This is a genomic window from Pseudomonas sp. AU12215 (assembly GCF_001675465.2).
GTDB classification, from domain to species: domain Bacteria; phylum Pseudomonadota; class Gammaproteobacteria; order Pseudomonadales; family Pseudomonadaceae; genus Pseudomonas; species Pseudomonas nitroreducens.
On record NZ_MACM02000045.1, the window covers coordinates 23,503 to 49,456 of the forward strand.

Below are 25,954 nucleotides of genomic sequence, written 5' to 3' on the forward strand. Positions count from 1 at the left end.
CGTGGCGCACAAGGGGAGAGTCATCATGCGCCTGGACCTCATCAGGACCCACCTGCTCGAATTCATCAACAAGGGCTTCCCGGCCCGTCAATTGCGCCGGCTGGCCGCGCGCGACCTGCTGCGGGGGGCCGCCGTCGGGCGCCAGGCGTCCAATGCGCTGACCGCGAGCCTGCTGGAATGGTCAGCGCTGGAGTCCGCCTCTGTGCTGGAGCGCCTGGAAAGCCGGCGCGAGGGCCTCAGCGAAACCGAGGCAGAGGAACGCCGCCAGCGCGACGGGCTGAACGAGGTCGACCAGGACCGGCCGATCGGCGCCTGGATGCACCTGTGGTACTGCTACTGCAATCCCTTCAACCTGCTGCTCACCGTGCTGGCGACCATCTCCTGGCTTACCGAGGACGTCGAGGCCGCCGTGGTGATCGGCAGCATGGTGGCTATTTCCACGTTGCTGCGTTTCATCCAGGAGAAGCGCTCCAACCGGGCCGCCGAAAAGCTCAAGGCGATGGTCAGCAACACCGCCACGGTATTCCGCAGCGCCGAGGACGATGGCCCCGCGCTGCGCGTGGAGGTGCCGATCCGTCAACTGGTGCCCGGCGATGTGCTGTGGCTGTCGGCCGGCGACATGGTGCCGGCGGACGTGCGCCTGCTGAGCGCCAAGGACCTCTTCGTCGGCCAGGCTGCACTGACCGGCGAATCCCTGCCGGTCGAGAAGTTCGCCCAGCTGCGCGATGCCCGCCAGGGCAATCCGCTGGAGCGCGACAGCCTGTGCTTCATGGGCACCACGGTGGTCAGCGGCTCCGCCCTGGCGGTGGTGATCGGCACCGGCACGCGCACTTACTTCGGCTCCCTTGCCGAGCGAGTGATCGCCAGCGATCCGACGCCGACCGCGTTCCAGACCGGGGTGAACCGCGTCAGTTGGCTGCTGATCCGCTTCATGCTGGTGATGGCGCCGGTGGTCCTGCTGATCAATGGCTTCACCAAGGGTGACTGGCTGGAGGCCGCGCTGTTCGCGCTGTCCATCGCCGTCGGCCTGACCCCGGAAATGCTTCCGATGATCGTCACCTCGACCCTGGCCAAGGGCGCGGTGGTGCTCAGCAGGCGCAAGGTGATCGTCAAGCGTCTGGACGCCATCCAGAACTTCGGCGCGATGGACATCCTCTGCACCGACAAGACCGGTACCCTGACCCAGGACCGCATCGTCCTCGAACGCCACACCGACGCCTTCGGCCAGGTGCAGGACCGCGTGCTGCAACTGGCCTTCCTCAACAGCCACTACCAGACCGGCCTGAAGAACCTGCTGGACGTCGCCGTGCTCGAACACGTCGAGCTGCGCCATGCGCTCAAGGTGGACAGCCGCTTCCGCAAGCTCGACGAGATTCCCTTCGACTTCGCCCGCCGGCGCATGTCGGTGGTGGTCAGTGAACGCGAGGACAACCACCTGCTGATCTGCAAGGGCGCGCTGGAAGAAGTGCTGGCGGTGTGCGAATCGGTGGAGACCGCCGAGGGTATCGAGCCGCTGACCGGTGCCCGCCTGGACAGCATTCGCGCGGTGGCCGACGAGCTCAACCAGGAAGGCTTGCGGGTGGTCGCCGTCGCCACTCGCGAGTTGCCGCCGACCCGCGATACCTACGGCGTGGCGGACGAGAGCCGGCTGTGCCTGGCCGGCTACATCGCCTTCCTCGATCCGCCCAAGGAAACCACCGCCCCGGCGCTGCGCGCGCTGGCACAGAACGGCGTGGCCGTGAAGGTGCTGACCGGCGACAACGAGCGGGTAAGCCTCAAGGTCTGCCGTGATGTGGGCCTGGTGGTCGAGGGTGTGCTGCTCGGCCCGCAGCTGGACGAACTGGACGATACCGCGCTGGGCGAACTGGCCGAGCGCACCACGCTGTTCGCCAAGCTCACCCCCAGTCACAAGGAGCGCCTGGTGCGCGTGCTGCGCGAGCGCGGCCATGTGGTCGGCTTCCTCGGCGACGGCATCAACGACGCTCCGGCGCTGCGCACGGCGGACATCGGCATCTCGGTGGATTCGGCGGTGGACATCGCCAAGGAAGCCGCCGACCTGATCCTCCTGGAAAAGAGCCTGATGGTCCTGGAGGAGGGCGTCATCGAAGGTCGCCGCACCTTCGCCAACATGCTCAAGTACATCCGCATGACCGCCAGCTCCAACTTCGGCAACGTGTTCAGCGTGCTGGTGGCCAGTGCCTTCATTCCGTTCCTGCCGATGCTGCCGCTGCAGCTGCTGGTGCAGAACCTGCTCTACGACCTGTCGCAGGTTGCCATTCCCTTCGACCATGTCGACGACGAGCTGCTGCGCAAACCGCAGCAATGGAACCCGGACGGGCTGGGGCGTTTCATGGTGTTCTTCGGGCCGATCAGTTCGATCTTCGACATCGCCACCTTCCTCGTGCTCTGGCATGTGTTCGGTGCGAGCTCACCCGTGCACCAGACGCTGTTCCAGTCCGGCTGGTTCGTCGAGGGGCTGATCTCGCAACTGCTGGTGGTGCACATGATCCGCACCCGGCGCATTCCCTTCCTGCAAAGCCGCGCCGCCTGGCCGCTGCTGGGCATGACCCTGGTGATCGTCGCGGTGGCGATCTTCCTGCCCATGGGACCGCTGGCGCACTCCTTCCGCATGGAGGCGTTGCCGCTGGGTTACTGGCCTTGGCTGGTGGCCATCCTGCTGGGCTACATGGCGCTGACCCAGGCGGTGAAGGGCTGGTTCGCGCGGCGCTACGGCTGGCAGTGAGAGAAACGGGACGAACGTCCGAACCCGATCACCGCTGGTCACGCGGGCATGGGGTTCAATACACTGCGGCGTCCGTCTTCTCCCGCTGTGAGTCGAGATATTGCCATCGCGAGCCGTTCGCCTGCCGTTGCTCCTGCCTGTGCGCTTCAAGCGCCTGGTCCTGCTGGGCCTGGTGCTGGCCAGCGTGCCGCTGGCTGCCTGCGAAAAGTCACTGCGCTGGGATGACGACCCGCCGTTCAGCATGCAGTTGCCCGACGGCCGCATCGGAGGTCTCTACGTCGAACTGAACCGTGCCGTGCTGGAGCGCCTGGGTTGCCAGGTGCGCATGGTCAAGCTGCCCTGGGCGCGGGCGTTGAAGGAGCTGGAGCTGGGCCGCCTCGACGTGTTGCCCGGCGCCTTCCGCAAGCCCGAGCGCGAGGTCTATGCCTGGTTCTCCGGTGCACTGTTGCCGCCCTCGCGCAACATCCTCTTTGTCCGACGCGGTTTGCCCCAGCGCGACAGCCTGCAGCAGCTGTCCGATCTGGCCGGCAGCGACTTCCGTCTCGGCGCACAGATCGATGTGTCCTACGGCGAACCCTTCCGCCAACTGATGGCCGATCCGGACTACGCCGCGCGGGTGTTCTTCAACCCAAACCGCAGCAACCTCTGGCATATGGTCGACAAGGGGCGCATCGACGGCATCATCGCCGACGAGCACAGCGGCCAGTACGAGCTTCAGCAACTGGGCCTGGCGCGGCGCATCGAACCTACGGGCGTGGTGGTGTCAGCGGAGTCGGCGGAGGTCGCGTTCAGCAAGCGCACCCAGGACGAGGGTTTCGTCCGTCGCTATGCGCAGATGCTCAAGACCCTGGTGGAAGAGGGCGAGGATCGGCGCATCCTGCAGCACTATGTCAGCAATTGACTTCAGGGCTTGCGCCAGAGGTTGATTCGGCGCGCCTTGGCTTCGTGTTCCTCGAACTGGTACTGGCCGACTTCCTCGGGCGTCTGCGCGTCGCTCTGCCGCCAGCGTGCGAGGCCGATGCTCAACTGGGCGCGGCCGATATCCAGGGTGTGGCCGCAGTTCGGGCACTCCGCCGGAGTGACCCACACCGCCGCGCGCAGGCTGCCGTCGGCCAGCGGTTCGGCGTGCTTGAGGGTGGCGCTCTTGCCCAGGGCAAGCTGCACCAGGGCTGCGCGGGAACGTTGGCCGAAGGGCTGCTCCAGTTCCGGAGCGGTCACGCCGCGCAGGTGGATGGTGGTGTCGCCACCGTCCGCGCGCTGGCAGGTCAACTGGTCGCCGCTGAAGACGGCCGTCACCTGGCATTCCTCATCCGCGTGGGCGGCGAGGGGAAGGAAGGATAGTACGAGCAGTGCGGCGGGAACGAATCGCATGGAGCCTCCGGTGGACCCCGTCAGCATAACCGCTGCGAGCGTCCACCGGAGCGCCGCTGCAGAGCTTTTACTGGATCAGCGCCATCACCTGTTCGCTGTAGCGCCCGCCGGCGGCGGCGCCGGCCGGGAAGATCGCGTCCAGTTCGAGCAGTTCAGCCTGGGTCAGCGCCAGGTTCACGGCGGCGACGTTCTCCTCCAGGTACTTGCGCTGCTTGGTGCCGGGGATGGGCACGAGGTGCTCGCCCTGGGCCAGCACCCAGGCCAGCGCCAGTTGCGAGGGTTTCACGCCCCGAGCGGCGGCCAGCTCGGCGACCTTGTCCACCAGTTGCAGGTTCTTCGCGAAATTCTCGCCGGTGAAGCGTGGGCTGGAGCGGCGATAGTCATCCTCGGCGAAGTCATCGGGGCTCTTCAACGCACCGGTGAGGAAGCCCCGGCCCAGCGGGCTGTAGGGCACGAAGCCGACTCCCAGGCGTGCACAGGCGGCCAGCACGCCGTTCTCCTCCGGGTCGCGGGTCCACAATGAGTACTCGCTCTGCAGCGCGGTGATCGGGTGGACCCGGTGCGCGCGCTCCAGGGTTTCTGCCGAGGCTTCGCTGAGGCCGAGGAAGCGCACCTTGCCGGCCTTCACCAACTCGGCCATGGCACCGACGGTTTCCTCGATGGGTACCTTCGGGTCGACGCGGTGCTGGTAGTAGAGATCGATGTGGTCGGTGCCCAGGCGCTGCAGGCTGCCTTCCACGGCCTGGCGGATGTACTCCGGGCTGCCGTTGGCGCCGCGTACCTGCGGCTGGTCCGGGGTGCGCACGATGCCGAACTTGGTGGCAAGGAAGACCTGTTCGCGCTTGCCCTTCAGGGCGCGGCCGAGCAGTTCCTCGTTGGTGTGCGGGCCATAGATGTCGGCAGTGTCGAGCAGCGTGACGCCCAGTTCCAGCGCGCGGTGCAGGGTGGCGATGGATTCGGCTTCATCGCTGCCGGTGGTGTAGAAGTCGGACATGCCCATGCAACCGAGGCCGATGGCGGAGACGATGGGGCCTTGCGGGCCCAGGCGACGGGTTTTCATGTGGGATTCTCCAGGTGAGGAAAGGGGCAGGACCATTCTTGTTGTTTGTCTGGCATGGATAAACCAGCGGATTACGGTTTAACTATTCGGTATGGATGAATAATCGGAGCGTGTTATGGACCGCTTGCAGGCCATGCAGGTCTACACCCGCATCGTCGAACTCAGGGCCTTCGGCAAGGCGGCGGACAGCCTCCAGCTGCCGCGCGCCAGCGTGACCCAGCTGATCCAGCAATTGGAGACGCACCTGGGCGTGCAACTGCTGCGCCGCACCACCCGGCAGGTGAGTGTCACCGCCGACGGGCAGGCTTACTACGAGCGCTGCGTGCGCCTGCTGGAGGATCTGGAGGAAGCGGAGAACTGCTTCTCCGACTCCCCCGACAACCCGCGCGGCAAGCTGCGCATCGACCTGCCCAGCTCGCTGGGGCGGCTGGTGGTGATCCCGGCGCTGCCGGAGTTCTGCCGGCGCTACCCGCAGATCGAGCTGGAGCTGAGCCTGAACGACCGCCAGGTGGACCTGGTTCGCGAGGGGGTGGACTGCGTGCTGCGCGCCGGAGAATTGCCGGATTCCAGCCTGGTCGGCCGGCGTATCGCCGAGCTCGAGCAACTCACCTGTGTGGGGCGCGCCTACGCGCAGGAGTTCGGGCTGCCCGAGCATCCGCAGCGGCTCGAAGGGCACTTGGCGGTGAACTATCAGTCGGCTTCCAGCGGGCGCATCTTCGACCTGGAGTTCCGCTTCGACGGCCAACTGCGTACCCAGCGGTTGCCCAGCCGGATCACGGTGAACAACGCCGATGCCTACATCGCCGCCTGCCGTGCCGGTTTCGGGATGATCCAGGCGCCGCGCTACCACTTGCGCGAGGGGCTGGCCAGCGGTGAGCTGCTCGAAGTACTGCGCGCCTGGCAGCCGCCACCGTTGCCGGTCAGCGTGCTGTATCCAGTGCGCCGGCAGATGTCGCGGCGCCTGCGGGTGTTTTCCGACTGGCTCGGCGGTTTGTTCGAGGCGGGCATCGGCTGAGCCGTCGCTCGTCGGAAAGCTGCCGGCGAAACCTGCCGCCGTCACTGTGCTGACTATGCTCAAGGCCGCCGTAGAGCGGTTTGCAGTCGCTGAAGTTGCGGCGTTTCTTTTCAACTACTCCCTGAAGGAAACGACCCAAATGAGCATCGTGAAAGCGAAAGATGGCACCGAGATCTTCTACAAGGATTGGGGCAGCGGGCAGCCAGTGGTGTTCTCCCATGGCTGGCCGCTCAATGCTGACGCCTGGGACGCGCAGATGCTGTTCCTGGTGCAGAAGGGCTACCGTGTCATCGCCCATGACCGGCGCGGCCATGGACGCTCGGGTCAGCCGGCCAATGGCAATGACATGGATACCTACGCCGACGACCTGGCGGCGGTGATCGAGGCACTTGACCTCAAGGGCGCCACATTGGTGGGCCACTCCACCGGTGGCGGCGAGGTGGCGCACTACATCGGCCGGCATGGCACCAAGCGGCTTTCCGGCGCCGTGCTGATCGGTGCGGTGCCGCCGCTGATGCTCAAGACCGCCGCCAACCCCGGTGGTTTGCCGATCGACGTGTTCGACGGCATCCGCAAGGGCGTGAAGGAAGACCGCTCGCAGTTCTTCAAGGACCTGGCGCTACCTTTCTACGGCTACAACCGGCCGGGTGTGAAGGTTTCCCAGGGAGTCATCGACAACTTCTGGCTGCAGGGCATGATGGGCGGGCACCTGGGCTTGTACCTGTGCGTCCGTGAGTTCTCCGAAGTGGATTACACCGAGGACCTGAAGAAGATCGACGTGCCGGCGCTGATCCTCCACGGCGATGACGATCAGATCGTGCCCATTGGCGCCGCCGGCCAGCGCTCTGTCGAGCTGGTGCAGAAAGGTGAGCTGAAGGTGTACAAGGGCGGGTCGCACGGCATGTGCACCACCATGGCCGACCAGGTGAACGCGGATCTGTTGGGCTTTCTCAATCGCTGAAGCCATTCGCGAGCAAGCTCGCTCCTGCAGGAGTAGCGCACAGGCAGTTGTAGGAGCGAGCCTGCTCGCACACCCACTTCTTAATGAACATGCTGGAGTGCGTTCACCAGCGTCCCCTGGGGATCGCGCACGAAGAACCGCCGCACGCCCCAGGGCTCGAGGGTCAACGCATAGACAATCTCGTGGCCGGCGGCCTGGGCACGCTGATACACCTCATCGAGATTGTCCACCTCGATGGACAGGCCTGGCACCGGCGCGCCGGAGCCCCCTTCGCTGGCCAGGCTCAACTGCGCGAGTGCGCTTTCGCCGCTGGCGAGCGTGATCAGCCAGCCGTGGTCCATCACGATCTCTAGGTCGAACAGTTCGCGATAGAAACGCGCGACTTCGGCAGGCTGGCCGGCGGCGAGGTTGGCGACGATGCGGCGGACGGTCATGGCGGAGCTCCGATAAGGACAACCGCCAGCATAGACCCTCAGTGTGCCGGGCGTGCCGGCGGCATCCGCCGACGATGGATGCGGTAGAACTGGTAGAGCACACCGACGACGAAGACCAGCAGCGCGATAGTCACCGCTGTTTGCACCGGTGGCGAATCCGGACCCTGGCCGATGGGGTTCGACGGCGGCAGGCGCGACAGCGATTCGTTGAGCGTCGGGATCATCATCAGGAAGAAGCTGAAGCTCATCGCCCCGGTTGCCAGGTACTCGCCGAGCCCGCCCAGCGCGCCGATCCGTTGCGCGTAGCTGCCGACCGTGATGGCGACCAGGCAGAGGATGCCGATGGCGTGCCCGGCATTGAAACCGCCGGTGCTGGACAGGCCGAAAGCGGTCAGCACGCCGAGGATCATGCCGTAGACGTAGCACTGGCCGACGCGGCTGCGCGGGTCGATGCGCCCCGCCTGATAGAACGCCCAGATGCCCGCGACCAGGGGCACCAGGCTGATGGCGGTATGCACGATACCCAGGGTGGAAAGGGGGTTGGCCATGACGAACGCCTCCGCAGTGAGCACAGGGACGCCACGCATCCACGAGCTGTGCCGGGGCACGGAGGGGCGGGTGTGTTGTCAGGTTAGACGCAACCCGCGTCGGAGCGGGGCCGTGGCGGATTCAGCCGACGAACGTCACAGCCGCTTGTTCAGCCAGCGCGCCAGGCGGTCGCCGCCGAACTGGATCAGGGTCACCAACGCCACCAGCAGGATGATCACGGTGAGCATCACCTGTGTATCGAAGCGCTGGTAGCCGTAGCGGTAGGCCAGGTCGCCGAGGCCGCCAGCACCGATGGCGCCCGCCATGGCCGAGGAGTTGATCATGGTCACCAGGGTGATGGTGAAGCCGGCGACGATGCCTGGCCGTGCCTCGGGCAGCAGCACGTTCCAGATGATGTGCCGGGGTTGGCAGCCCATCGCCTGCGCGGCCTCGATCAAGCCGTGGTCGACCTCGCGCAGGCTGACTTCGGCGATACGCGCAAAGAACGGCGTGGCGGCGATGGTCAGCGGCACGACCGCGGCCCAGACGCCGTAGCTGGTGCTGACGATCAGACGGGTGAAGGGGATCAGCGCGACCATCAGGATCAGGAACGGGATCGAGCGCAGCACATTGACCACGCTGCCCAGGCTCTGGTTGACCAGGCGCGCCTGGAAGATCCCACCGGGGCCGGTGGTGACCAGCACCAGGGCCAGCGGAATGCCCACCAGCAGGACGATGGCCGAGGATGCGCCGATCATCAGCAGGGTGTCGAGCAGGCCTTGCAGCAGGCGGTCAGGCATGGGTGAGCACCTCCAGGCGATCGGCAACATCGCGGGCGCGTTCGAGCAGTTGCGCAGCGCTGGTTGCGGGCGCGGCGACGCTCAGCAGCAGGCGACCAAGGGCGCGGCCCTGGATACGTTCGATGCCGCCGTGCAGCAGACTGATGCGGCTGCCCAGTGCCTGGGCAATGGCCAGCAGGTCGGGCTCCTGCTCGCGTACACCGGTGTAGTGCAGGTCGAGGATGACCTCGTCGTCCGACGGATTTTCCAGCCGCGCCAGCAGGTCCGGCGGCAGGTGCTGCTGCAGCGAGCCGAGCAGGGTGCGGCTGACTTCGTGCTGCGGGTTGCCGAAGACCTCCCAGACGTCGCCTTGCTCAACGATGCGGCCCCGTTCGAGCACCACCACGCGGTCGCAGATTTCCCGGATCACCGCCATCTCGTGGGTGATCAGCACGATGGTCAGGCCGAGGCGGCGGTTGATGTCGCGCAGCAGGGCGAGGATGGCCTGGGTGCTCTCCGGGTCCAGCGCCGAAGTGGCCTCGTCGCAGAGCAGGATTTCCGGCTGGTGCACCAGCGCGCGGGCAATGCCGACGCGCTGCTTCTGCCCGCCAGAGAGTTGCGCCGGGTAGGCGTGGCGCTTGTCCTGCAGCCCTACGAGCTGTAACAGTTCGTCCACCCGCTCGGCGATGCGCGCCTTGGGCACGCCGGCCACGCGCAGGGGCAGGGCGATGTTCTGCGCGACCGTCTTGGCCGACATCAGGTTGAAGTGCTGGAAGATCATGCCGACGCGGCGGCGCAGGCCGACCAGTTGCTGGGCGTCGAAGGCGCCGATGTCCTCGCCGTCGATCAGCACCTGGCCGACGCTGGGTTGCTCCAGGCGGTTGAGGGTGCGGATCAGCGAGCTCTTGCCGGCGCCGCTGCGGCCGATGATGCCGAACACTTCGCCACGGCGGACGGAGAGTTCGATATCGCTCAGTGCCTCCACCGGGCCGTGGTGGCCGGCGTAGGTCTTGCCCAGGCCGCGCAGGGCGATGTGCTGGGTGGCGAGTTCGAGGTTACGGTTGAAGCTGACCATGGTGGGGGCCTGTTCTGGAGTTCGGAGAAGGCTGGTTGCCCTCTCCCTTCAGGGAGAGGGCTGGGGATAGGGAAAAAGCTCCGCCTCGGCTTCGCAGAAGAAGACATTTACCCTTACCGATGAACGTCGGCGCTCTCACTGCCAGCCGGGTTGGTAGAGCGAGCCATGGGCCTTGTCCAGCGCGGCGCGCACCTGCGGTGAATGCTGGTAGAGGTCGACGAATTTCTTCAGCTTGCCGTCCGGGTCCTTGTAGTCATCGCGGGTGACGAACTGGATGACGTACTCCTTGTTCTCGATACCGTCGAACAGCAGCGCGCTGTTCGGATCGATGGTGCCGGCCAGGCGGATATAGTGCGGGTAGCCCTGGGCCAGGTCGACGTCATCCAGCGCGCGCACCAGCTGCACGGCTTCCAGTTCGATGATCTGAATGTGCCTGGGGTTGGCGACGATGTCGTCCAGCGTCGCCTTGTAGCCCACTCCATCCTTGAGCTTGAGCAGCCCGGCCTTCTGCAGCAGCTGCAGGCCGCGGCCGCCATTGATGGGGTCGTTGGCGATGGCGACCTTGGCGCCCTCGGGCAGGTCGGCGATGGCCTTGTATTTGGTCGAATACAGGCCGACGTTGTTGATGATCCCCGGTGCGAAGGCCTTCAGGTGCAGCCCGCCTTCGCGGTTGGCGTTTTCCAGGAAGGGCGTGTGCTGGAAGTAGTTGGCATCGATGTCGCCGTGGTCGAGGGTGATGTTCGGCGCATTCCAGTCGGTGAATTCCACCAGCTCGACCTTCAGGCCTTGTGCGGCGGCTTCCTTCACCGCCACCTCCAGCGGAGGGGCGAAGGCGGCGGTGGTGCCCAGGCGCAGGGTATCGGCGGCCTGGGCGAGGCCGGCGGCGAGGAGGCTCAGCGAGAGGCCGAGGGTGAGCTTGAAGCGTGCATGCATGGCAACGAATCCTTATGGGGTTTAGAGCCTGACGGCCTTTTAAAGAGAGAAGGCTGGAGTCGCTCCAGTGGCGGTTGCCTGGCGATAGCTCGCGCCGACGTGCCGCGCGGGCAGTCGGGCGCGGCCGGCGCCGAAGAGTTTTTCCCGCAGGGTGCCGGCCTCGTAGGCGGTCTTGTAGGCGCCGCGGTTCTGCAATTCGGGCACCACCAGCTCAATGAAGTCGGCGTAGCTTTCCGGCTCCACGGTGCGGGTGAGGTTGAAGCCGTCCAGGCCCGCCTCGTTGATCCAGCCCAGCAGCTCGTCCGCTACCTGCACCGGGTCGCCCACCAGCGTGGTGTAGCGGCCGCCGAGGGTGAACTGTTCCAGCAACTGGCGCACGGTGGCGTCGGTACGGGCCACGGTCAGGGCCTTGGTGGCGGACTCGATGGCATTGGTCTTTTCGTAGCGGATCGGCTCGTCCAGCGCGTAGCGCGAGAAGTCTATGCCGGTGGTGCTGGCGAAGTGCGCAAGCCCGGCCTCGGCGCTGGCGAAGCGGCGGTACTCGGCGAGCTTGTCGCGCGCCTCGGCCTCGGTCGGTGCGACGATGACGTTGATGCCCATGAACACCTTGATGTCGTCCGGCCGACGCCCCGCGTCCACTGCCGCCTGGCGGATGCGGTCCACCAGCACGCGGGTGGCTTCACGGCTCTGTGCCGAGACGAACACGCACTCGGCGTGGCGTGCTGCGAAGGCGAGCCCGCGATTGGACGCGCCGGCCTGGAACAAGAGTGGCGTGCGCTGCGGCGATGGCTGGCTGAGGTGGTAGCCCTCGACGTCGAAGAACTCGCCGTGGTGGCGGACCTTGTGCACCTTGCCCGGCTGCGCGTAGAGGCGGCGCTGGCGGTCGGCGATTACCGCGTCGTCTTCCCAGCTGCCTTCCCAGAGCTTGTAGAGCACCTCCAGGTATTCGTCGGCGCGGTCGTAGCGGCGGTCGTGGTCGATCTGCCGGTCCTGGCCCATGGCGCGGGCGGTGCTTTCCAGGTAACCGGTGACGATATTCCAGCCGACCCGGCCATCGCTCAGATGGTCGAGGGTGGAGAGGCGCCGGGCGAACGGGTAGGGTGCCTCGTAGGTGAGGTTGGCGGTGACGCCGAAGCCCAGATTTTGCGTAACGCCGGCCATGGCCGAGACCAGCATCAGCGGGTCGTTCACCGGCAGCTGGATGGCCTCCTTCGCGGTGAGCTCGATGCCGTTCTGGTAGACGTCGTAGACGCCGAGGATATCGGCCAGGAACAGGCCGTCGAACAGGCCTTTCTCCAGCAGGCGGGCGAGCTCGGTCCAGTGGCTGAGCCTGTTGAAGTCCGTCGAGCGGTCGCGCGGGTGGGTCCACAGGCCGTGGTTGATATGGCCGACGCAATTCATGCTGAAGGCGTTGAGGAGAATCTGTTTCTGGCTCATAGGGTTCCCCGGCGCGGCGGGAGCTTGCCGTTGAGGTAGTAGTTGCCCACCGCGAAATACTTCCAGCGCGCCGGGTCGTGCAGGGTGTGCACGCGTGCGTTGCGCCAGTGGCGATCCAGGCCCAGTTCGGCGAGGCTGGCGCGGCTGCCGCCCAGTTCGATCAGCTTGCTGCCGGCGAGCAGCGAGACTTCGGTGGTAATGGCGCGCGCCTCGGCCACGGCGATGGACGCGGCGGCAACGCTTTCGGCAGTCGGCTCGGCGGTGGCTGCGTCGAGCACTCGGCCGGAGCGGTCCAGCAGCGCTTCGGCGGCATGCAGGCGGATCGCCAGGCGGCCCACCTCGTTGATCGCCAGCGGATCATCGCTGGCCTTGTCCACCCCCGAATCGATCCACGGCCGTGCCTTCTCGCGCAGGAAGGTCAGCGTGTCTTCATAAGCGCCCCGAGCGATGCCGACATCGATGGCCGCGTGCAGAATCTGTGCGTAAGGGCCAACGGTGGTCGGGCGCTCGAAAGCAGCCTGGAACGAGACGATGTCGTCCTCGCCGACCTGCGCGCCATCGAACACCACGCTGCCGCTGCCGGTGGTGCGCTGGCCGAAGCCGGACCAGTCGTCGATGATCTCGACGCCCGGGGTGTCGCGCGGGATGAAGGCGAATTGCTGCAGGCCATCGTCATCGATCACCAGCGTCGGAATGCGCTGCGCATACAGCGCGCCGGTGCAGTAGAACTTGCGGCCGTGAATGCGCAGGCGGCCGCCCTCGCGCTTGAGGCGCGTGGTGCGATCATGGGCGGTACGGGTGCCGATCTCCGCCAGCGCATTGCCGAAGCGCACGCCGGCCAGCACCTCGGCGAACAGGCGGGCTTTCTGCTCGTCGTTGCCATTCACCCGCAGCAGTTCGATGGCATAGAAATGGTTCTGCGGAATCTACCCCAGTGAGCCGTCGGCGGCGGAGATGATGGCGATCACCCGCGCCACGGTGACGCGGGAGACGCCCGCGCCGCCATACTCGCGCGGCACGGTGATGCCCCACAGGCCGGAGCGGCTGAAGCGTTCTAGTTCGTCCCACGGCAGGCGCCGCTCGCGGTCGCGGGCGATGGCGCCTGCGCGGAAGTCGGCGGCCAAGGCGCGGGCGACGTCGAGGGCTTCGTCGTCGCTGCGGATGATGTGGACGGGATTTGGCTGTACGAGACTGTTCATCGGCGCTCCTCAGATCCAGGAATGTCGCGCCGGGCGGGCGCCGTTGAGGTGGTAGGCGCCAACCGCCTGGACCTTCCAGCGCACCGGGTCGTGCAGGGTGTGCACGCGGGCGTTGCGCCAGTGGCGGTCGAGGTTGAACTCGGCGAGGGTGGCGCGGCTGCCGGCCAGTTCGAAGAGCTTCTCGCTGGCGGCCAGGCTGATCTCGGTGGTCAGCACCTTGGCCTCGGCCACGGCGATGGACGCGCGGGCGGCGGACTCGTCGTCGACGGGGCGTGCGCTGACTTCGTCGAGCACATGGCCGGCGCGTTCCAGCAGCGCCTCGGCGGCGTGCAGTTCGACCTGCAGGCGGCCGATCTCGAAGAGGGTGAAAGGCTCTTCGCTGACCTGCTCGACGTTGGCGTCGATAAAGGGGCGGGTGCGCGTGCGGATGAAGTCGATGGCGTCTTCCAGGGCGTTCGCCGCGATGCCGGCATCAATGGCGGCCTGGATCAGTTGCGAGACGGCGCCCTGGATGTTCGGGATGTCGGCCAGGCGACCGTTGTGGATCACCAGCGAGTCGGCGACGGGTGCGTTATCCAGCAGCACGGTGCCGCTGGCGGTGGTGCGCTGGCCGAAGCCGGACCAGTCGTCGACGATGCGCAGGCCATCCACGCCACGTTCGACGAAGCCCATGACCGCGCGGCCGTCTTCGTCGATGGCTTTCACCGCGACCCAATGGGCGAACAGCGCGCCGGTTGAATAGAACTTCTCGCCACTGACGCGGAACTGCTCGCCGTCGCGCACCAGTCGTGCCTTGAGTTCGAGGGTGTTCCTGGTATTACGCTCGGGGCCGGCATTGCCGATGCGCCGGCCGTTGAGTACGCCGCCGAACAGCACGCGCTTCTGTGCCTCGCTGGCGACGTTGTCGATGACGTTGAGCAGGCCGAACTGGTTCTGCGGGATCTGCCCCAGAGCCGGGTCGGCGGCACAGATCACGCGGAAGACTTCGGCCACGGTGGCGTAGGAAACCTGCGCGCCGCCGTACTCGCGGGGAATGCTGATGCCGCCCAGGCCGAGGGCGGTGAAGTGTTCCAGTTCGCGCCAGGGCAGCGCGCGCTCGCGGTCGCGGGCGGCGGCTCCGGGTTTCGCCAGGCGGGCCACTTCGTGGGCGGCTTCGATGGCCTGGGCGTCGTTGCTGATACGGCGCGCCGGGAGTAGCCGGGGCGCCTGGTCACGAAGGTCCTTGGGTGCGGATTCGTTGGTCATGCGTTGCCTTCTTTTTTGCTTTTGTTGCTGCCGGTGGTATCGAGGTCTGGCGAGCTAGAGCCAGGCAAGGCGGGCAGGGACTCGGAAGTACTGTTCACTCCAGTGAATGAGCATTGCGAGTCCCTGCCCAGCGCGGCATGGCCGACGCGCAGCAGACCGTTTCCGGAGCTCGATCAGAACGCCGGCGCAATCTCGCCCTTGTAGCGGGTCAGGATGAACTGGCGGACCTCCGGCGAATTCAGCACCTTGGCCAGCTTCTGGATGCCTAGGTCCTGGATGTTGTCCGGACGCGCCACCAGGAACTCGGCGTAGAGGTCCTTGCCTTTCTCCACGATCAGCGCGCTCTTGGTGTCGATGCCTGCTTCCAGGGCGTAGTTGGCGAAGATGAAGGCCAGGTCCACCTGTTTCACGGCGCGGGCGAGCAGGGCACCTTCCAGTTCACGGATCTTCAGGTGTTTGGGGTTGTCGGTAATGTCGCGCTCGGTGGATTGCGGATTGCTCGGGTCCTTGAGCTTGATCAGGCCACTCTCGGCCAGCAGTACCAGGGCGCGGCCGGTGTTCACCGGGTCGTTGGGGATGGCCACGCTGGCGCCGTCGGGCAGTTCGGCGAGGGACTTGTACTTGGTGGAGTAGGCGCCGAACGGCTCGATGTGGATGCCCACCACCGGCACCAGGTCGGTGTGGCGGGTCTTGTTGAAGTCATCGAGGAACGGGCGGTACTGGTAGTAGTTGGCGTCGAGGTTCTTCTGCGCGAGTTGCAGGTTGGGCTGGATGAAGTCGGTGAAGACCTTGATGTCCAGGTCGACGCCTTCCTTGGCCAGTTCCGGTTTGACGAACTCGAGGATTTCCGCGTGCGGCACCGGGGTGGCGCCGACAACGAGTTTTTCCCCTGCGTGGGCGGAGAAGGCGACGACGGCCGCCAGAATGGCGATGGCCTTTTTCATGGGTGTTGCTCCTTGGCAATAGTGGGTGGGCCGTCGTGGTGTGGACGTGGGGCCTTGAGGGCAGCGGAGCCCGGCTGCCGGCGGGTGTTCTGGGTGCCGCTCCCGGAGAGGGAGTGGGCGGGGATTTCAGCGCCGGGTGTAGCGCGCCACCAGTCGGTCGCCGCTCATCTGCAGGGCCTGCACCAGCAGGATCAGCAGGGCGACGGTGATGATCATCACGTCGGTCTGGAAGCGCTGGTAACCGAAGCGGATCGCCAGGTCGCCGAGGCCGCCGCCGCCGATCACGCCGGACATCGCGGTGTAGTCCACCAGCACGATGGCAGTCACGGTGACGGCAGCGATCAGCCCGGTGCGGGCTTCCGGCAGCAGCGTGTGCCAGATGATCTGCCAGGTGCTGGCGCCCATCGCCTGGGTGGCTTCCACCAGGCCGCGGTCGACTTCGCGCAGGGCGGTTTCCACCAGCCGCGCGAAGAACGGCGTGCAGCCCACCACCAGTGGCGGGATGGCGCCGGGCACGCCCAGCGAGGTGCCGGTGACCAGCGTGGTGACCGGGATCAGCACGATCAGCAGGATGATGAACGGCAGCGAACGCAGCATGTTCACCACCACCGACAGGGCGCGGTACAGGCCGGGTTTCTCGTGCAGCTGGCGCTTGCCGGTGAGGTACAGCAACACGCCCAGCGGCAGGCCCAGCAGCACGGTGAAGGCCAGCGCGCCGCCGAGCATGGCCAGGGTGTCCAGGCAGGCCTGGGCGAGGTCGTGCCAGTCGAGGTTGCGGAACCAGCCGTCCATCATTCGCGGCCCCTGCGCAGCTTGGCGGCGCGGTGCGAAGCGCCCAGGCGGTCGCCCTGGCCGAACAGCTTGTTGCGTAGCGTGCCCTGTTCGTACTCGCGCTTGAACAGGCCGCGCGCCTGCAGTTCCGGAACAAGCAGGTCGACGATGTCGACGAAGGTTTCCGGCGCCACCAGGCTGGAGAGGTTGAAGCCGTCCACGTCGGTTTCCTCGACCCAGGCCTGCAGCTGGTCTGCCACGGTCTGCGGCGAACCCACCAGCAGCGGGCCGTCACCGCCCAGTGCGCAGTAGTCGGCGATCTCGGCGGCGGTCCACTGGCGCTGCGGGTCGGCAGCGCTGAAGGCGTCCACCGCGGACTGGATGGCGTCGCTCTGTACGTGGCGCAACACCTGGTCCGGCGCGTACTGGCCGAAGTCGATGCCGGTCCAGCCGGAGACCAGCGCCAGGGCGCCTTCGCGGTCGCTGTACTGGCGATAGTCTTCCAGCTTGGCCAGTGCCTCGGCGTCGGTCGGCGCGACGATCACGGTGAGCTGGTTCAGGACCAGCACGTCGTCGGGCTGGCGACCGGCTTCCACGGCGAGGCGTCGCAGATCGGCCACCTGGTCGCGGAGGATGTTCTTCGTCGGCGCGGCGACGAACACGCACTCGGCATTGCCGGCGGCGAAGGCCTTGCCGCGGCTGGAGGCGCCGGCCTGGTACAGCACCGGCGTGCGCTGCGGCGATGGCTGGCTGAGGTGGAAGCCGGGCACCTCGAAGTGTTCGCCCTTGTGCTCGATGGGGTGGACCTTGCGCGGGTCGGCGTAGACGCCGCTCTTGCGGTCGGCGACCACGGCGTCATCGTCCCAGCTGGCTTCCCAGAGCTTGTAGCAGACCTCCAGGTACTCGGCGGCCAGGGCGTAGCGCTGCTGGTGGTTGAGCTGCTGCTTCAGCCCCAGGTTGCGCGCGCCGCTGTTGAGGTAGGAGGTGACGATGTTCCAGCCGGCTCGGCCACGGGTCAGATGATCCAGCGTGGACATGCGCCGGGCGAACGGTAACGGGTGCTCGAACGACACCGAGGCGGTGATGCCGAAGCCCAGGTGCTCGGTGGCCGCGGCCATGGCCGTCGATCCTGCCGCGTTCGAGGGTTTTCGCCAGTTCGATCCAGTAGTGGATGTCGGTGTAGCGCGCGGCCTGCTGGTCGCGCGGGTGGCGCCAGAGGCCGGGCGAGAGGTGGCCGACGCAGTTCATGGCGAAGGCGTTGAGGCGAATCTGCTTGCTCATGGCGATGGCCTCAGTTCCAGTCGTGGCGCGGCGGACGCTTGTCGTTGAGCAGCCAGTTGCCGACCAGGTGGTACTTCCAGCGCACCGGGTCGTGCAGGGTGTGCACGCGGGCGTTGCGCCAGTGGCGGTCGAGGGCGTGGCGGGCGAGGGTGGAGCGGGTGCCGCCCAGCTCGAACAGCTTGTTGGCGGCATCGATGGCGACTTCGGTGGTCAGCACCTTGGCCTTGGCCACGGCAACCGAGGCGCGGGCCACGCTGTCTTCGTCCGGCGCCGGGCGAGCGGCGTCCATCACCCTGCCGGCGCGTTCCAGCAGGGCATCGGCGGCTTCGATGCGGATGCCCAGTTCACCGACCTGGATGATGGTCAGCGGGTCTTCGCTGGCCTTCTCCACGCCGGCGTCGATCCACGGGCGCGCCTGTTCGCGGACGAAGGCGATGGTGTCGCGCAGCGCAGCGCGGGCAATGCCGGCGTCGATGGCGGCGGTGGTGATCTGCGCGAACGGGCCGGCCAGGGTCGGCACGTCGTAGGAGCGGTGGGTAGGGAAGACGTTGAACGCCGGCACCCGCAGGCCGTCCACCAGCACGGTGCCGCTGGAGGTGGTGCGCTGGCCGATGCTGGCCCAGTCGTCGACGATCACCAGTCCCGGCGTGCCGCGCGGGACGAAGGCCAGCTGGGCGTTGCCCTGTTCGTCCAGGCCCAGCACGCCGAGCCAATGGGCGTAGAGCGAACCGGTGCAGTAGCCCTTGCGGCCGTCGAGCACGACATGATCGCCGTCACGGCGCAGGCGGGTCTGGATGTCCTGCACGGTCTTGCCGCCGGTTTCCGACAGCGCGTTGGCGAAGCGGTTGCCCTTGAGCGCGAGGTCGAAGAAGAAGCGCTTCTGTTCGTCGCTGCCCTGCAGGCGGATGTCTTCCAGCAGGCAGTAGTGGTTCTGTGGAATCTGTCCCAGCGACGGGTCGGCGGCGGAGATGATGGCGATGACTTCCGCCAGCGTGGCGTAGGACACCTCGGCGCCGCCAAAGGCGCGCGGCACGGTGATGCCCCACAGGCCGCTGTTGGAGTAGACCTCGACCACTTCCGGGGGGACTTCGCGGTTGCGGTCGCGCTCGGCGGCGCCTTCGAGCAGGAAGGCGGCGACCTTGTGGGCGACGTCGATGGCCTCGGCATCGGAGGTGATTACCTGGGCGTTCGGCTCACGGATGTCGTAGTGGGCGGATTCGGGGAGTTGGGACATGGCAGTACAGCGACCTCGGGGCAGATGAATCGGCCCGGTGTTCGGGCCTGTCTGTTCAGGTCATTGCACAAGCTGTGCCGTAATTTAAAAGTCTTTTAAATCAATAGTTTGTAGTTTTTGGTAAACAGTTGAGACGCTGGGCGAACAGCAAAGTGTTGGGCGAGTGTTGCTGTGGCAACAGTGGCGGAGCAGGGATATACCTTGGCGGATTGGAGCGGCCTGACGCCCATCGCGGATGGAGTCCGCTGCTAACGGAAGTTTCCATCGGGTGTAGCAGCGGACTTCGTCCGCGATGGTCGGCAAACCTAAACTGGTTGATCAACCCGCTCCTGGCAGACGTCGATCCAGTCCGCCGCCACCAGCTCCGCCATGCGCTGCGGCCCGATCCGCACGGCGCTGTGCACCGCGCCAGCGGCCGGCAGCACCTCGTCGAACGCCTGCAACGACACATCGCAATACACCGGCAACGGCGTCGCCAGGCCGAACGGGCAGACCCCGCCCACGGGGTGGCCGGTCAACTCCACGACTTCCTCGGCACCGAGCATCTTCGCCTTGCCGCCAAAGGCTTCCTTGAGCTTGCGGTTGTCCAGCCGCGCGTCGCCACGCGCCACGACCAGCACGGTGCGCTCGCCGATGCGCAGGGACAGCGTCTTGGCAATGCGGCCCGGCTCGACGCCGTGGGCCTCGGCGGCCAGGGCGACGGTGGCGGTGCTGGTTTCCAGCTCGATGATGGGGATGTCGGGGGCCTTTTCGGCGAAGAAGGCGCGAACCGATTCCAGGCTCATGGGGCAATGCTCCGTATCTTGCGAAAAGGTCTGAATCTAAGAAGCGCGGAGAAGACTGTCCAGCCCGGAAGGCTAGCGTCCGTGGATGAGCAGGGTTTCGATGTCCGGTACGTGCAGCGCCTGCTCGGCGTTCACCAATGCCAATCGCGCCGCGAAAATCCGTAGTTCCCGATCGGCGGCATGCACGGCGCGCATCAGTTCGCTCAATGGTACCGTGACCGAATGCAGCGGCGGGGGCGGGGCAAAGCCCTCGCCCGGCCCGTTGAAGTCGAAATGGGCGGACTGGTTGCGGCGACTGATGTCGGGCGAAGGGTGGCCGCTGTACAGGTAGGCACCCTTGCCAGCGGCGATGCGCTTCCAGCTGTGCAGGTCGCCCAGGTCGCTGCAGCACTGCGGGAACAGCACATCGAGACTGCCGATCCGCAATACATAGCCGCCGGGCAAGGGCTGGATCTGTTTCCAGTTCCCCGAGCCCGCCAGCCCCTCTTCACAGTGCAGCCGTATCAGGCGCGAAATGTCAGCATCGCTCAGCTCGGCGATACGGTGGAATGCGCTTCCCGGCCGGTAGGGCCTGAGGCTCGGATCGAAGCCGCTGGCCCTCAGATTGCGCTCATGGAAGGCCCGCCAGCTTTCCACGTGCTCCCAGTACGGCCCCTCGGTCGGCACCGGCACGGAGTCGACCAGGTAGAACAGTTCGATGACGGGAATGAGCTGGACCTGCATGGGGGCGCCCGGAGTTTTCCGAACGGCACGTTCTAATGGCGTTGGCCCTGGGCGTCCATAGCGAATTTTCCCATTTCTGCGGCTGCGGTCCTTGGCGCGACCTATGCTCAAAGCCCTCGCAGTACCCCTGAGAATATTTTTGCGTGGGCTGTCGATTCGCCGTCCTGCCCTTCGACTATTCGTCAGGAACCGGATGAAACCGGCCGCCACGCTGGCAATTACAAGAGAATGACAAGAGGAGAAAACCCATGCGTTTCATGGTGATCGTCAAAGCCACCGCCGACTCCGAGGCGGGTGTGATGCCCAAGGAAGAACTGCTCGCCGCCATGGGGGCGTTCAACGAAGAACTGGTCAAGGCCGGGGTGATGCTGGCGGGCGAAGGGCTGCACCCCAGCGCCAAGGGCGCGCGGGTACGCTTCGATGGCGCTTCGCGGCAGGTGATCGACGGCCCGTTCGCCGAAACCAAGGAGCTTATCGCCGGCTTCTGGATCATGCAGACCGCGTCGTTGCAGGAGTGCATCGACTGGGTCAAGCGCTCGCCCAATCCCTTCGATGGTGAGTCCGAGATCGAAATCCGGCAGATCTTCGAGGCCGAGGACTTCGGTGCCGAATTCACCCCTGAATTGCGTGAGCAGGAAGAGCGTCTGCGCGCCGAAATCGCCAGCAAATCCTGAATCTGGAGGATACCGCCATGTTGATGAATGCCTATCTGGTCTTCGATGGAAGCTGCGAGGAAGCCTTCCGTTATTACGCCGAGGTACTGCGCGCAGAGCTGCCGGCGCTGATGCGCTTCTCCGATGCGCCGGGTTGCGAGGACATGCCCGAGGCCTTGAAGAACCGCGTCATCCACGTCCGCCTGGAAGTGGATGGCCATGTGCTGATGGGATCGGACGCCTCGCCCCAATGCGGCCAGTACGAAGGAGTGAAGGGTGTGTCGATCACCCTGAACGTCGACAGCAAGGCCGAGGCCCGGCGCCTGTTCGAGGCGCTGGGCAAGGGCGGCAAGGTCACCATGCCGCTGGAGCAGACCTTCTGGGCCGAATTGTTCGGCGCAGTGGAGGACCGCTTCGGCGTGCCGTGGATGATCAACTGCGAGAAGGAAGCTTAAGCGCAACGGCGAGCCTGTCGCGGACGGAGTGCGCTCCTACACAAGGGCCAACCCTGGCGTAGGAGTGGACTCTGCCCGCGCTTGCCTATTCAGCTGAGATCCCGCCCGCTGCGCGGAATCGCTCCGGTGTCGTCCCGGTAAACCGCTGGAATGCCCGGTGGAAGCTGGTGACGTGTTCGTAGCCGAGGAGGAAGGCAATCTCCTGCAGCGCCATCCGGCTGGCCAGCAGATAACGCTGGGCCAGCGCCATCCGCACCTCCAGCACTATGCCCTTGAAGGTCAGCCCGTGCTCCCGCAGCCGGCGTTGCAGCGTATGTGGCGGCAGGCGCAACCAGGCGGCGGTCTGTTCCAGATCCGGTAGTGGGATACGCGCGTTCTGCAGCAGGTAATAGCGCACGTCATCCGGTAGCGCCTGACCACGTTCGAAACTGGCCAGGGTCGCCGCGCCCTGGGCTTGGCACAGCCGCGTCACGGAAGGGTTGGCGGTCGAGAAGGGGCGATCGTGGAATTCCCGTGGCATCCACAATTCGGCCCGCTCGGCATTGAAATGACAGAGGCCGGGGAAAATCTCGCCGTACAGCGCGGCATGCGCCGGCGGCGGGTAGGGCAGGTGCAACTGCATGCTGGCGCAGTTCTCCAGGTCCGGCAGGCGCTGGCACAACCAGCGCCAGGTGCTGCTCAGCCATTCCTCGCAGAGGGCGGTGCGCTCCACCTCACTGAAAGGCGGCAATTGCAGCGTCAGTCGAATGTGCTCGTCGACCTCCTCTCGGTGGGTGTGGATCGGGTGAGGCATCAGGCTCGACGGCTGGCCGAGGGAGATGTCCCAGGAGCGCCGCAGGTTGGCCGCGCTGATCAGCGCGTAGCCGATCACTCCCAGGTCATAGAGGTTGTAGCGCTGGCCCAGGCGCAGGAAGAAGTCGCTCGGGCCGAGCAGTCCGGCGGCCTGCTGCAGCAGGCGATAGTAGCGGGCGAAGTTCATCATGGTGGCTGCCGCTTCTCCGCTCGGCGGCAAGCCGAGGCCACCGAGCAGGGGAGCCACGGGTGGCAGGGCGGGGCGAGCGCGCCATTCGTCGATGAAATGGCGGAAAAGCTGACGCGCGGCGTAATCGATATCGAAGGAAGCGGTGGGCATTCGCGCGGTCAACCTGTTGTTTAGTGCTAGCGAGTTGTCATCTTGTGCTAGTCAATGGTTGAAAGTCGAGCCCTATACTGCCCCCACGGACAAGAACAACAAGGGCTTCCCATGACCGCTCCGGACCGCTTCCGCTCCTCCAATTCCCCAACCGGCCGCTTTGCCGAACTGCTGCTGCACAACGGCCGCTTCTACACCCTCGATCCCGCCCAACCCTGGGCCGAGGCCGTTGCCATCCGGGATGGTCGGTTGCTGGCAGTCGGCCTTCGCGAAGAGATGGAGCACCTGATCGGCCCGGACACCCTGGTGCATGATCTCGAAGGCGCCTTCTGCATGCCTGGCCTGCACGACATGCACACTCACCCGGACCTGGCGCTGAATCCGCGCTATGCCGACGACCTCGATGTCGGCATCGAGGACCCGACTCCGGAGCAGCTTGCCAAGGCCATTCGAGACTATGCCGACAGCCACCCGGGCGATGGCTGGGTCTACGGCCAGTACTGGGTGCGCTACACCTTCCGCGAAGCCGGGCTGAAGCCGGGCCGCGAGTGGCTCGACTCGGTGATGCCGGATCGCCCCGTGGCGCTGCTCGACCGCATGTGGGGCACCATGATGGTCAACTCCCGCGCGCTGGAACTGGCCGGCATCGACGCCAATACGCCCGATCCGCGCAATGGCTACCTGGAGCGCGACGAGCTGACCGGCGAGCCCAACGGCCTGTTGATCGACGGCGGTTACGCGCTGATCCACGCTGCCATGCCGCCGACCCCGGCCAAGGTGCTGCGCCAGTCCTACCGCGAAGGCGTGCACTTCCAGAGTTCTCGCGGCGTCACCGCGGCCAAGTACCTGCACGTCTGCGAGAACCGCCTGGATGCGCTTAAGTACCTCGATGACGCCGGCCAGCTGACCCTGCGAGTGGAAGCGGCAATCAGCTGGCAGGACGACATCTTCCCGGTGCGTCGCCGCTGGGAGCTGCTCGCCGGCGAACGCCACTACTACCGCAGTGCGCGGCTGTCGGCGAATGCGGTGAAATTCCACTTCGACGGCACCGTCGAGCCGCGCTCGTCCTTCCTTATCACGCCCTGGCCGGGCGAAGACGCCTGGCGCGGCAAGCTGAACCTGACGCCGGAGCACATCACTGACATGGTGGTGGACATGGACCGTCGCGGCATCCGCGTGATCGCCCATTGCACGGGTGATGCCGCGTCCGACGTATTCCTCGATGCGGTGGCCGAAGCGCGCCGGCGCAATGGCTTTTCCGGCGTGCGCCACCAGTGCGCGCACAGCACCATCCTGCATCCGGGCAACCTCAAGCGCTTCCGTGAGCTGGAGGTGATCGCCGAGTTCTCCCCGGCGGCCTGGTACCCGACGCCCTTCGCCAGCGGCGCGCGCTCCGGCTACGGCCCGGATCGCCTGAAGCGCATCTACGACTTCAAGGGCGTGCTGGCCGCCGGCGGCACCGCGGTGTTCGGCACCGACTGGCCGGTGGCGTCCATCGATCCCTGGCTGGCGCTGGAAACCCTGGTCACCCGGCAGAACCCGTGGAACGACGACCCTGCGTGCTTTGGCGAACCGATCAGCCTGGAACAGGCGATCCGCGTTGCGACCCTCAACGGTGCCTATGCCATGGGCCTGGAACATCTCACCGGCAGCCTGGAGGCGGGCAAGTCGGCGGACTTCATCGTCCTCGACCGCAACCTGTTCGAGCAGCCGGCGCGCAACTACATCCACCGCACCGAGGTGCAACTGACCTTCGTCGAAGGTCGCCCGGTGTACGACCGCCTCGGCCAGTTCAGCGATACCGCCCTGGCGGCGGTGTGGCAGGACGAGCCGCCGCGTATCGAAGGGGTCAACGCATGAATGCCGCGAGCATCCCGGTAACGGTGGTCGCCGGCTTCCTCGGCGCCGGCAAGACCACGCTGTTGCGCAACCTGCTGGAGCGCTGTGAAGGGCGGCGGCTGGCAGTGATCGTCAATGACTTCGGCGAGCTGAACATCGACGCCGGGATGATCGCCGAGCAGACCGAGGCCGTGTACAGCCTGGAGAACGGCTGCATCTGCTGCTCGGTGCAGGACGACCTGCTGGCGCAGCTGGAACGACTGGCGAATATGCACCCGCCGTTGGAGCAGGTGGTGATCGAGTGCAGCGGGGTGTCCGACCCGCAGCGCATCGTACAGACGCTCGGCTACCCGAAGCTGCGCAGGCGCCTGCACCTGGATGCGGTGCTGACCGTGGTCGACGCCGCCCGTCGTGAGCCGCTCGAAGGCGAGTATGCGCGGCTGGAACGCATGCAGGCGGCTGCCGCCGATCTGCTGCTGCTGAACAAGTGCGACCTGCTCGAAACCGATGAGCTGGCCGCCCAGCGCGAGCGCTTCGGCGGTGGCGCGCGGGTGCTGGAAACCATCCAGGCGCAGATTCCCGATGAGCTGCTGCTGGGCGAGCCGTCGCGCAAGCTGCGGCCCCATGGGCAGGAAGGTGTCGACCATGGCGACCTGTTCGACAGCTGGAGTTGGCAGGGGGATGAAAGCTTTGAGGGCGTGCGGCTGAAACTCTGGTTGGAGACGCTGCCGCGTGGCCTGCTGCGCCTCAAGGGACTGATCCGACTGTCTGGACAGAGGGATGCGTTGTGGCTGCAGTACGTTGGCGGGCGCTATCAGCTGCGGCCGGCGACGGCGGCCGAAGCGGCACAGGGATCGCGGCTGGTGTTCATCGCGGAAAAGGACGCAGGATTGCGGGCTGATCTTGCGGCCGGGTTATGCGGCTGCTTTTCGTAGGACAGAGCTCGACAGTTGTACCGGCAATAAAAAGCCGGCCTCAGGGCCGGCTTTTTCATGGAACAGCCGAACTCAGCGGTATTCGCAGAGGTAGGCGGTGTCCTGGGCGACTTTCAGCTGGAACTTGCTGCTGGCCGGTACGGTGAAGTTGCTGCCGCCTTCGAAGGTTTCCCAGCTGTCGCTGCCCGGCAGCTTGACGGTCAGCGCGCCGGCGACGACGTGCATCACCTCCAGCTGGCTGGTGCCGAATTCGTATTCGCCGGGAGCCATCACGCCGATGGTGGCGGGGCCTGCGGTCATGTCGAAGGCGATGGATTTGACGGTGCCGTCGAAGTACTCGTTGACCTTGAACATGGGCTTCTCCTGCTAGAGGGGTGAAAAAGGGCCCGTCAGTATGCCCAAGGGCGCAGGCTCCGTCACTA

Annotated in this window: 24 protein-coding genes and 2 pseudogenes; 8 read left to right on the forward strand and 18 right to left on the reverse strand. The window is 66.2% G+C overall.

Annotated elements, in window-relative coordinates; genetic code table 11:
• The first annotated feature begins 25 nt into the window (after positions 1–25).
• Together mgtA and A9513_RS10805 are read left to right on the forward strand one after the other, a co-directional pair.
• Positions 26–2,743, forward strand: coding sequence for a magnesium-translocating P-type ATPase (gene mgtA, locus A9513_RS10800; protein WP_065084736.1), 2,718 nt, complete (start codon positions 26–28; stop codon positions 2,741–2,743).
• A gap of 100 nt (positions 2,744–2,843) precedes the next feature.
• On the forward strand, positions 2,844–3,644 hold the full coding sequence (locus A9513_RS10805; RefSeq protein WP_255302840.1) for an ABC transporter substrate-binding protein: 801 nt from the start codon (positions 2,844–2,846) through the stop codon (positions 3,642–3,644).
• Positions 3,645–3,646: 2 nt separating this feature from the next.
• Here A9513_RS10805 and A9513_RS10810 read toward each other — a convergent pair whose 3' ends face one another.
• Both A9513_RS10810 and A9513_RS10815 read right to left on the reverse strand, forming a co-directional pair.
• Positions 3,647–4,114 (reverse strand): thermonuclease family protein, encoded by a 468-nt coding sequence (locus A9513_RS10810; protein ID WP_024765501.1) that lies wholly within the window; start codon positions 4,112–4,114, stop codon positions 3,647–3,649.
• A gap of 67 nt (positions 4,115–4,181) precedes the next feature.
• Positions 4,182–5,174, reverse strand: a complete 993-nt coding sequence (locus A9513_RS10815; protein ID WP_024765500.1) for an aldo/keto reductase — start codon at positions 5,172–5,174, stop codon at positions 4,182–4,184.
• Between the two features lie 115 nt (positions 5,175–5,289).
• On the opposite strand from A9513_RS10815, the gene A9513_RS10820 reads away from it, so the two are divergent.
• Together A9513_RS10820 and A9513_RS10825 are read left to right on the forward strand one after the other, a co-directional pair.
• The gene (locus A9513_RS10820) at positions 5,290–6,189 is read left to right on the forward strand and encodes a LysR family transcriptional regulator (RefSeq protein WP_024765499.1); all 900 of its coding nucleotides are present in this window, start codon (positions 5,290–5,292) and stop codon (positions 6,187–6,189) included.
• Positions 6,190–6,328: 139 nt separating this feature from the next.
• Complete coding sequence (locus tag A9513_RS10825; RefSeq protein WP_024765498.1) at positions 6,329–7,150, forward strand: alpha/beta fold hydrolase; 822 nt, start codon at positions 6,329–6,331, stop codon at positions 7,148–7,150.
• A gap of 80 nt (positions 7,151–7,230) precedes the next feature.
• Here A9513_RS10825 and A9513_RS10830 read toward each other — a convergent pair whose 3' ends face one another.
• From A9513_RS10830 to A9513_RS10895, 14 genes and pseudogenes are all read right to left on the reverse strand, one after another.
• Complete coding sequence (locus A9513_RS10830; RefSeq protein WP_065084738.1) at positions 7,231–7,584, reverse strand: VOC family protein; 354 nt, start codon at positions 7,582–7,584, stop codon at positions 7,231–7,233.
• A gap of 38 nt (positions 7,585–7,622) precedes the next feature.
• The gene (locus tag A9513_RS10835) at positions 7,623–8,132 is read right to left on the reverse strand and encodes a hypothetical protein (RefSeq protein WP_024765496.1); all 510 of its coding nucleotides are present in this window, start codon (positions 8,130–8,132) and stop codon (positions 7,623–7,625) included.
• 135 nt (positions 8,133–8,267) lie between these two features.
• A complete protein-coding gene (locus A9513_RS10840; protein WP_176707233.1) occupies positions 8,268–8,942 on the reverse strand; it encodes a methionine ABC transporter permease in 675 nt (224 codons plus the stop codon).
• Complete coding sequence (locus tag A9513_RS10845) at positions 8,905–9,966, reverse strand: methionine ABC transporter ATP-binding protein (protein ID WP_024765494.1); 1,062 nt, start codon at positions 9,964–9,966, stop codon at positions 8,905–8,907. Before A9513_RS10845 ends, A9513_RS10840 begins: the two co-directional genes overlap by 38 nt.
• Positions 9,967–10,101: 135 nt before the next feature.
• Complete coding sequence (locus tag A9513_RS10850) at positions 10,102–10,899, reverse strand: MetQ/NlpA family ABC transporter substrate-binding protein (RefSeq protein WP_037015040.1); 798 nt, start codon at positions 10,897–10,899, stop codon at positions 10,102–10,104.
• A gap of 39 nt (positions 10,900–10,938) precedes the next feature.
• Entirely contained in the window at positions 10,939–12,336 is a 1,398-nt protein-coding gene (locus A9513_RS10855) for an LLM class flavin-dependent oxidoreductase (RefSeq protein ID WP_065084740.1), read from the reverse strand.
• Positions 12,333–13,535 (reverse strand): annotated as a pseudogene (locus tag A9513_RS10860) (SfnB family sulfur acquisition oxidoreductase). Before A9513_RS10860 ends, A9513_RS10855 begins: the two are co-directional and overlap by 4 nt.
• A 9-nt stretch (positions 13,536–13,544) precedes the next feature.
• Positions 13,545–14,780: an SfnB family sulfur acquisition oxidoreductase gene (locus A9513_RS10865; RefSeq protein ID WP_065084741.1), complete on the reverse strand. Its 1,236-nt coding sequence runs from the start codon at positions 14,778–14,780 to the stop codon at positions 13,545–13,547.
• 173 nt (positions 14,781–14,953) lie between these two features.
• Positions 14,954–15,724 (reverse strand): MetQ/NlpA family ABC transporter substrate-binding protein, encoded by a 771-nt coding sequence (locus tag A9513_RS10870; protein ID WP_065084742.1) that lies wholly within the window; start codon positions 15,722–15,724, stop codon positions 14,954–14,956.
• Positions 15,725–15,850: 126 nt separating this feature from the next.
• Positions 15,851–16,516 carry a methionine ABC transporter permease gene (locus tag A9513_RS10875; RefSeq protein WP_024765489.1) on the reverse strand — a complete coding sequence of 222 codons (666 nt, stop codon included), beginning with the start codon at positions 16,514–16,516 and terminating at the stop codon, positions 15,851–15,853.
• Positions 16,516–17,776: pseudogene (locus A9513_RS10880) on the reverse strand (LLM class flavin-dependent oxidoreductase). Before A9513_RS10880 ends, A9513_RS10875 begins: the two are co-directional and overlap by 1 nt.
• 10 nt (positions 17,777–17,786) lie before the next feature.
• Positions 17,787–19,010: an SfnB family sulfur acquisition oxidoreductase gene (locus tag A9513_RS10885; RefSeq protein WP_065084743.1), complete on the reverse strand. Its 1,224-nt coding sequence runs from the start codon at positions 19,008–19,010 to the stop codon at positions 17,787–17,789.
• Positions 19,011–19,315: 305 nt separating this feature from the next.
• Positions 19,316–19,795 (reverse strand): YbaK/EbsC family protein, encoded by a 480-nt coding sequence (locus A9513_RS10890; RefSeq protein WP_065084744.1) that lies wholly within the window; start codon positions 19,793–19,795, stop codon positions 19,316–19,318.
• 72 nt (positions 19,796–19,867) lie between these two features.
• Positions 19,868–20,518, reverse strand: coding sequence for a hypothetical protein (locus A9513_RS10895; RefSeq protein ID WP_024765486.1), 651 nt, complete (start codon positions 20,516–20,518; stop codon positions 19,868–19,870).
• 248 nt (positions 20,519–20,766) lie between these two features.
• On the opposite strand from A9513_RS10895, the gene A9513_RS10900 reads away from it, so the two are divergent.
• Positions 20,767–21,192, forward strand: coding sequence for a YciI family protein (locus A9513_RS10900; protein ID WP_024765485.1), 426 nt, complete (start codon positions 20,767–20,769; stop codon positions 21,190–21,192).
• Positions 21,193–21,209: 17 nt separating this feature from the next.
• Complete coding sequence (locus A9513_RS10905) at positions 21,210–21,626, forward strand: VOC family protein (protein ID WP_065084745.1); 417 nt, start codon at positions 21,210–21,212, stop codon at positions 21,624–21,626.
• Positions 21,627–21,711: 85 nt separating this feature from the next.
• On the opposite strand, the gene A9513_RS10910 is transcribed toward A9513_RS10905, so the two are convergent.
• A complete protein-coding gene (locus A9513_RS10910) occupies positions 21,712–22,758 on the reverse strand; it encodes an AraC family transcriptional regulator (protein WP_065084746.1) in 1,047 nt (348 codons plus the stop codon).
• A gap of 111 nt (positions 22,759–22,869) precedes the next feature.
• Here A9513_RS10910 and A9513_RS10915 point away from each other — a divergent pair, with 111 nt between their 5' ends.
• Together A9513_RS10915 and A9513_RS10920 are read left to right on the forward strand one after the other, a co-directional pair.
• Positions 22,870–24,618 (forward strand): amidohydrolase, encoded by a 1,749-nt coding sequence (locus A9513_RS10915; protein ID WP_065084747.1) that lies wholly within the window; start codon positions 22,870–22,872, stop codon positions 24,616–24,618.
• Positions 24,615–25,532: a GTP-binding protein gene (locus tag A9513_RS10920; protein ID WP_065084748.1), complete on the forward strand. Its 918-nt coding sequence runs from the start codon at positions 24,615–24,617 to the stop codon at positions 25,530–25,532. Before A9513_RS10915 ends, A9513_RS10920 begins: the two co-directional genes overlap by 4 nt.
• A 72-nt stretch (positions 25,533–25,604) precedes the next feature.
• On the opposite strand, the gene A9513_RS10925 is transcribed toward A9513_RS10920, so the two are convergent.
• Entirely contained in the window at positions 25,605–25,886 is a 282-nt protein-coding gene (locus tag A9513_RS10925; RefSeq protein ID WP_065084749.1) for a pyrimidine/purine nucleoside phosphorylase, read from the reverse strand.
• Between the last annotated feature and the right edge of the window lie 68 nt (positions 25,887–25,954).

Bases quoted from the DNA above. Each gene is read 5' to 3' on its own strand.
- mgtA (WP_065084736.1), top strand. From the start codon at position 26: ATGCGCCTGGACCTCATCAGGACCCACCTGCTCGAATTCATCAACAAG.
- A9513_RS10810 (WP_024765501.1), bottom strand. From the start codon at position 4,114: ATGCGATTCGTTCCCGCCGCACTGCTCGTACTATCCTTCCTTCCCCTC.
- A9513_RS10815 (WP_024765500.1), bottom strand. From the start codon at position 5,174: ATGAAAACCCGTCGCCTGGGCCCGCAAGGCCCCATCGTCTCCGCCATC.
- A9513_RS10820 (WP_024765499.1), top strand. From the start codon at position 5,290: ATGGACCGCTTGCAGGCCATGCAGGTCTACACCCGCATCGTCGAACTC.
- A9513_RS10825 (WP_024765498.1), top strand. From the start codon at position 6,329: ATGAGCATCGTGAAAGCGAAAGATGGCACCGAGATCTTCTACAAGGAT.
- A9513_RS10830 (WP_065084738.1), bottom strand. From the start codon at position 7,584: ATGACCGTCCGCCGCATCGTCGCCAACCTCGCCGCCGGCCAGCCTGCC.
- A9513_RS10835 (WP_024765496.1), bottom strand. From the start codon at position 8,132: ATGGCCAACCCCCTTTCCACCCTGGGTATCGTGCATACCGCCATCAGC.
- A9513_RS10840 (WP_176707233.1), bottom strand. From the start codon at position 8,942: ATGTTGCCGATCGCCTGGAGGTGCTCACCCATGCCTGACCGCCTGCTG.
- A9513_RS10845 (WP_024765494.1), bottom strand. From the start codon at position 9,966: ATGGTCAGCTTCAACCGTAACCTCGAACTCGCCACCCAGCACATCGCC.
- A9513_RS10850 (WP_037015040.1), bottom strand. From the start codon at position 10,899: ATGCATGCACGCTTCAAGCTCACCCTCGGCCTCTCGCTGAGCCTCCTC.
- A9513_RS10855 (WP_065084740.1), bottom strand. From the start codon at position 12,336: ATGAGCCAGAAACAGATTCTCCTCAACGCCTTCAGCATGAATTGCGTC.
- A9513_RS10865 (WP_065084741.1), bottom strand. From the start codon at position 14,780: ATGACCAACGAATCCGCACCCAAGGACCTTCGTGACCAGGCGCCCCGG.
- A9513_RS10870 (WP_065084742.1), bottom strand. From the start codon at position 15,724: ATGAAAAAGGCCATCGCCATTCTGGCGGCCGTCGTCGCCTTCTCCGCC.
- A9513_RS10875 (WP_024765489.1), bottom strand. From the start codon at position 16,516: ATGGACGGCTGGTTCCGCAACCTCGACTGGCACGACCTCGCCCAGGCC.
- A9513_RS10885 (WP_065084743.1), bottom strand. From the start codon at position 19,010: ATGTCCCAACTCCCCGAATCCGCCCACTACGACATCCGTGAGCCGAAC.
- A9513_RS10890 (WP_065084744.1), bottom strand. From the start codon at position 19,795: ATGAGCCTGGAATCGGTTCGCGCCTTCTTCGCCGAAAAGGCCCCCGAC.
- A9513_RS10895 (WP_024765486.1), bottom strand. From the start codon at position 20,518: ATGCAGGTCCAGCTCATTCCCGTCATCGAACTGTTCTACCTGGTCGAC.
- A9513_RS10900 (WP_024765485.1), top strand. From the start codon at position 20,767: ATGCGTTTCATGGTGATCGTCAAAGCCACCGCCGACTCCGAGGCGGGT.
- A9513_RS10905 (WP_065084745.1), top strand. From the start codon at position 21,210: ATGTTGATGAATGCCTATCTGGTCTTCGATGGAAGCTGCGAGGAAGCC.
- A9513_RS10910 (WP_065084746.1), bottom strand. From the start codon at position 22,758: ATGCCCACCGCTTCCTTCGATATCGATTACGCCGCGCGTCAGCTTTTC.
- A9513_RS10915 (WP_065084747.1), top strand. From the start codon at position 22,870: ATGACCGCTCCGGACCGCTTCCGCTCCTCCAATTCCCCAACCGGCCGC.
- A9513_RS10920 (WP_065084748.1), top strand. From the start codon at position 24,615: ATGAATGCCGCGAGCATCCCGGTAACGGTGGTCGCCGGCTTCCTCGGC.
- A9513_RS10925 (WP_065084749.1), bottom strand. From the start codon at position 25,886: ATGTTCAAGGTCAACGAGTACTTCGACGGCACCGTCAAATCCATCGCC.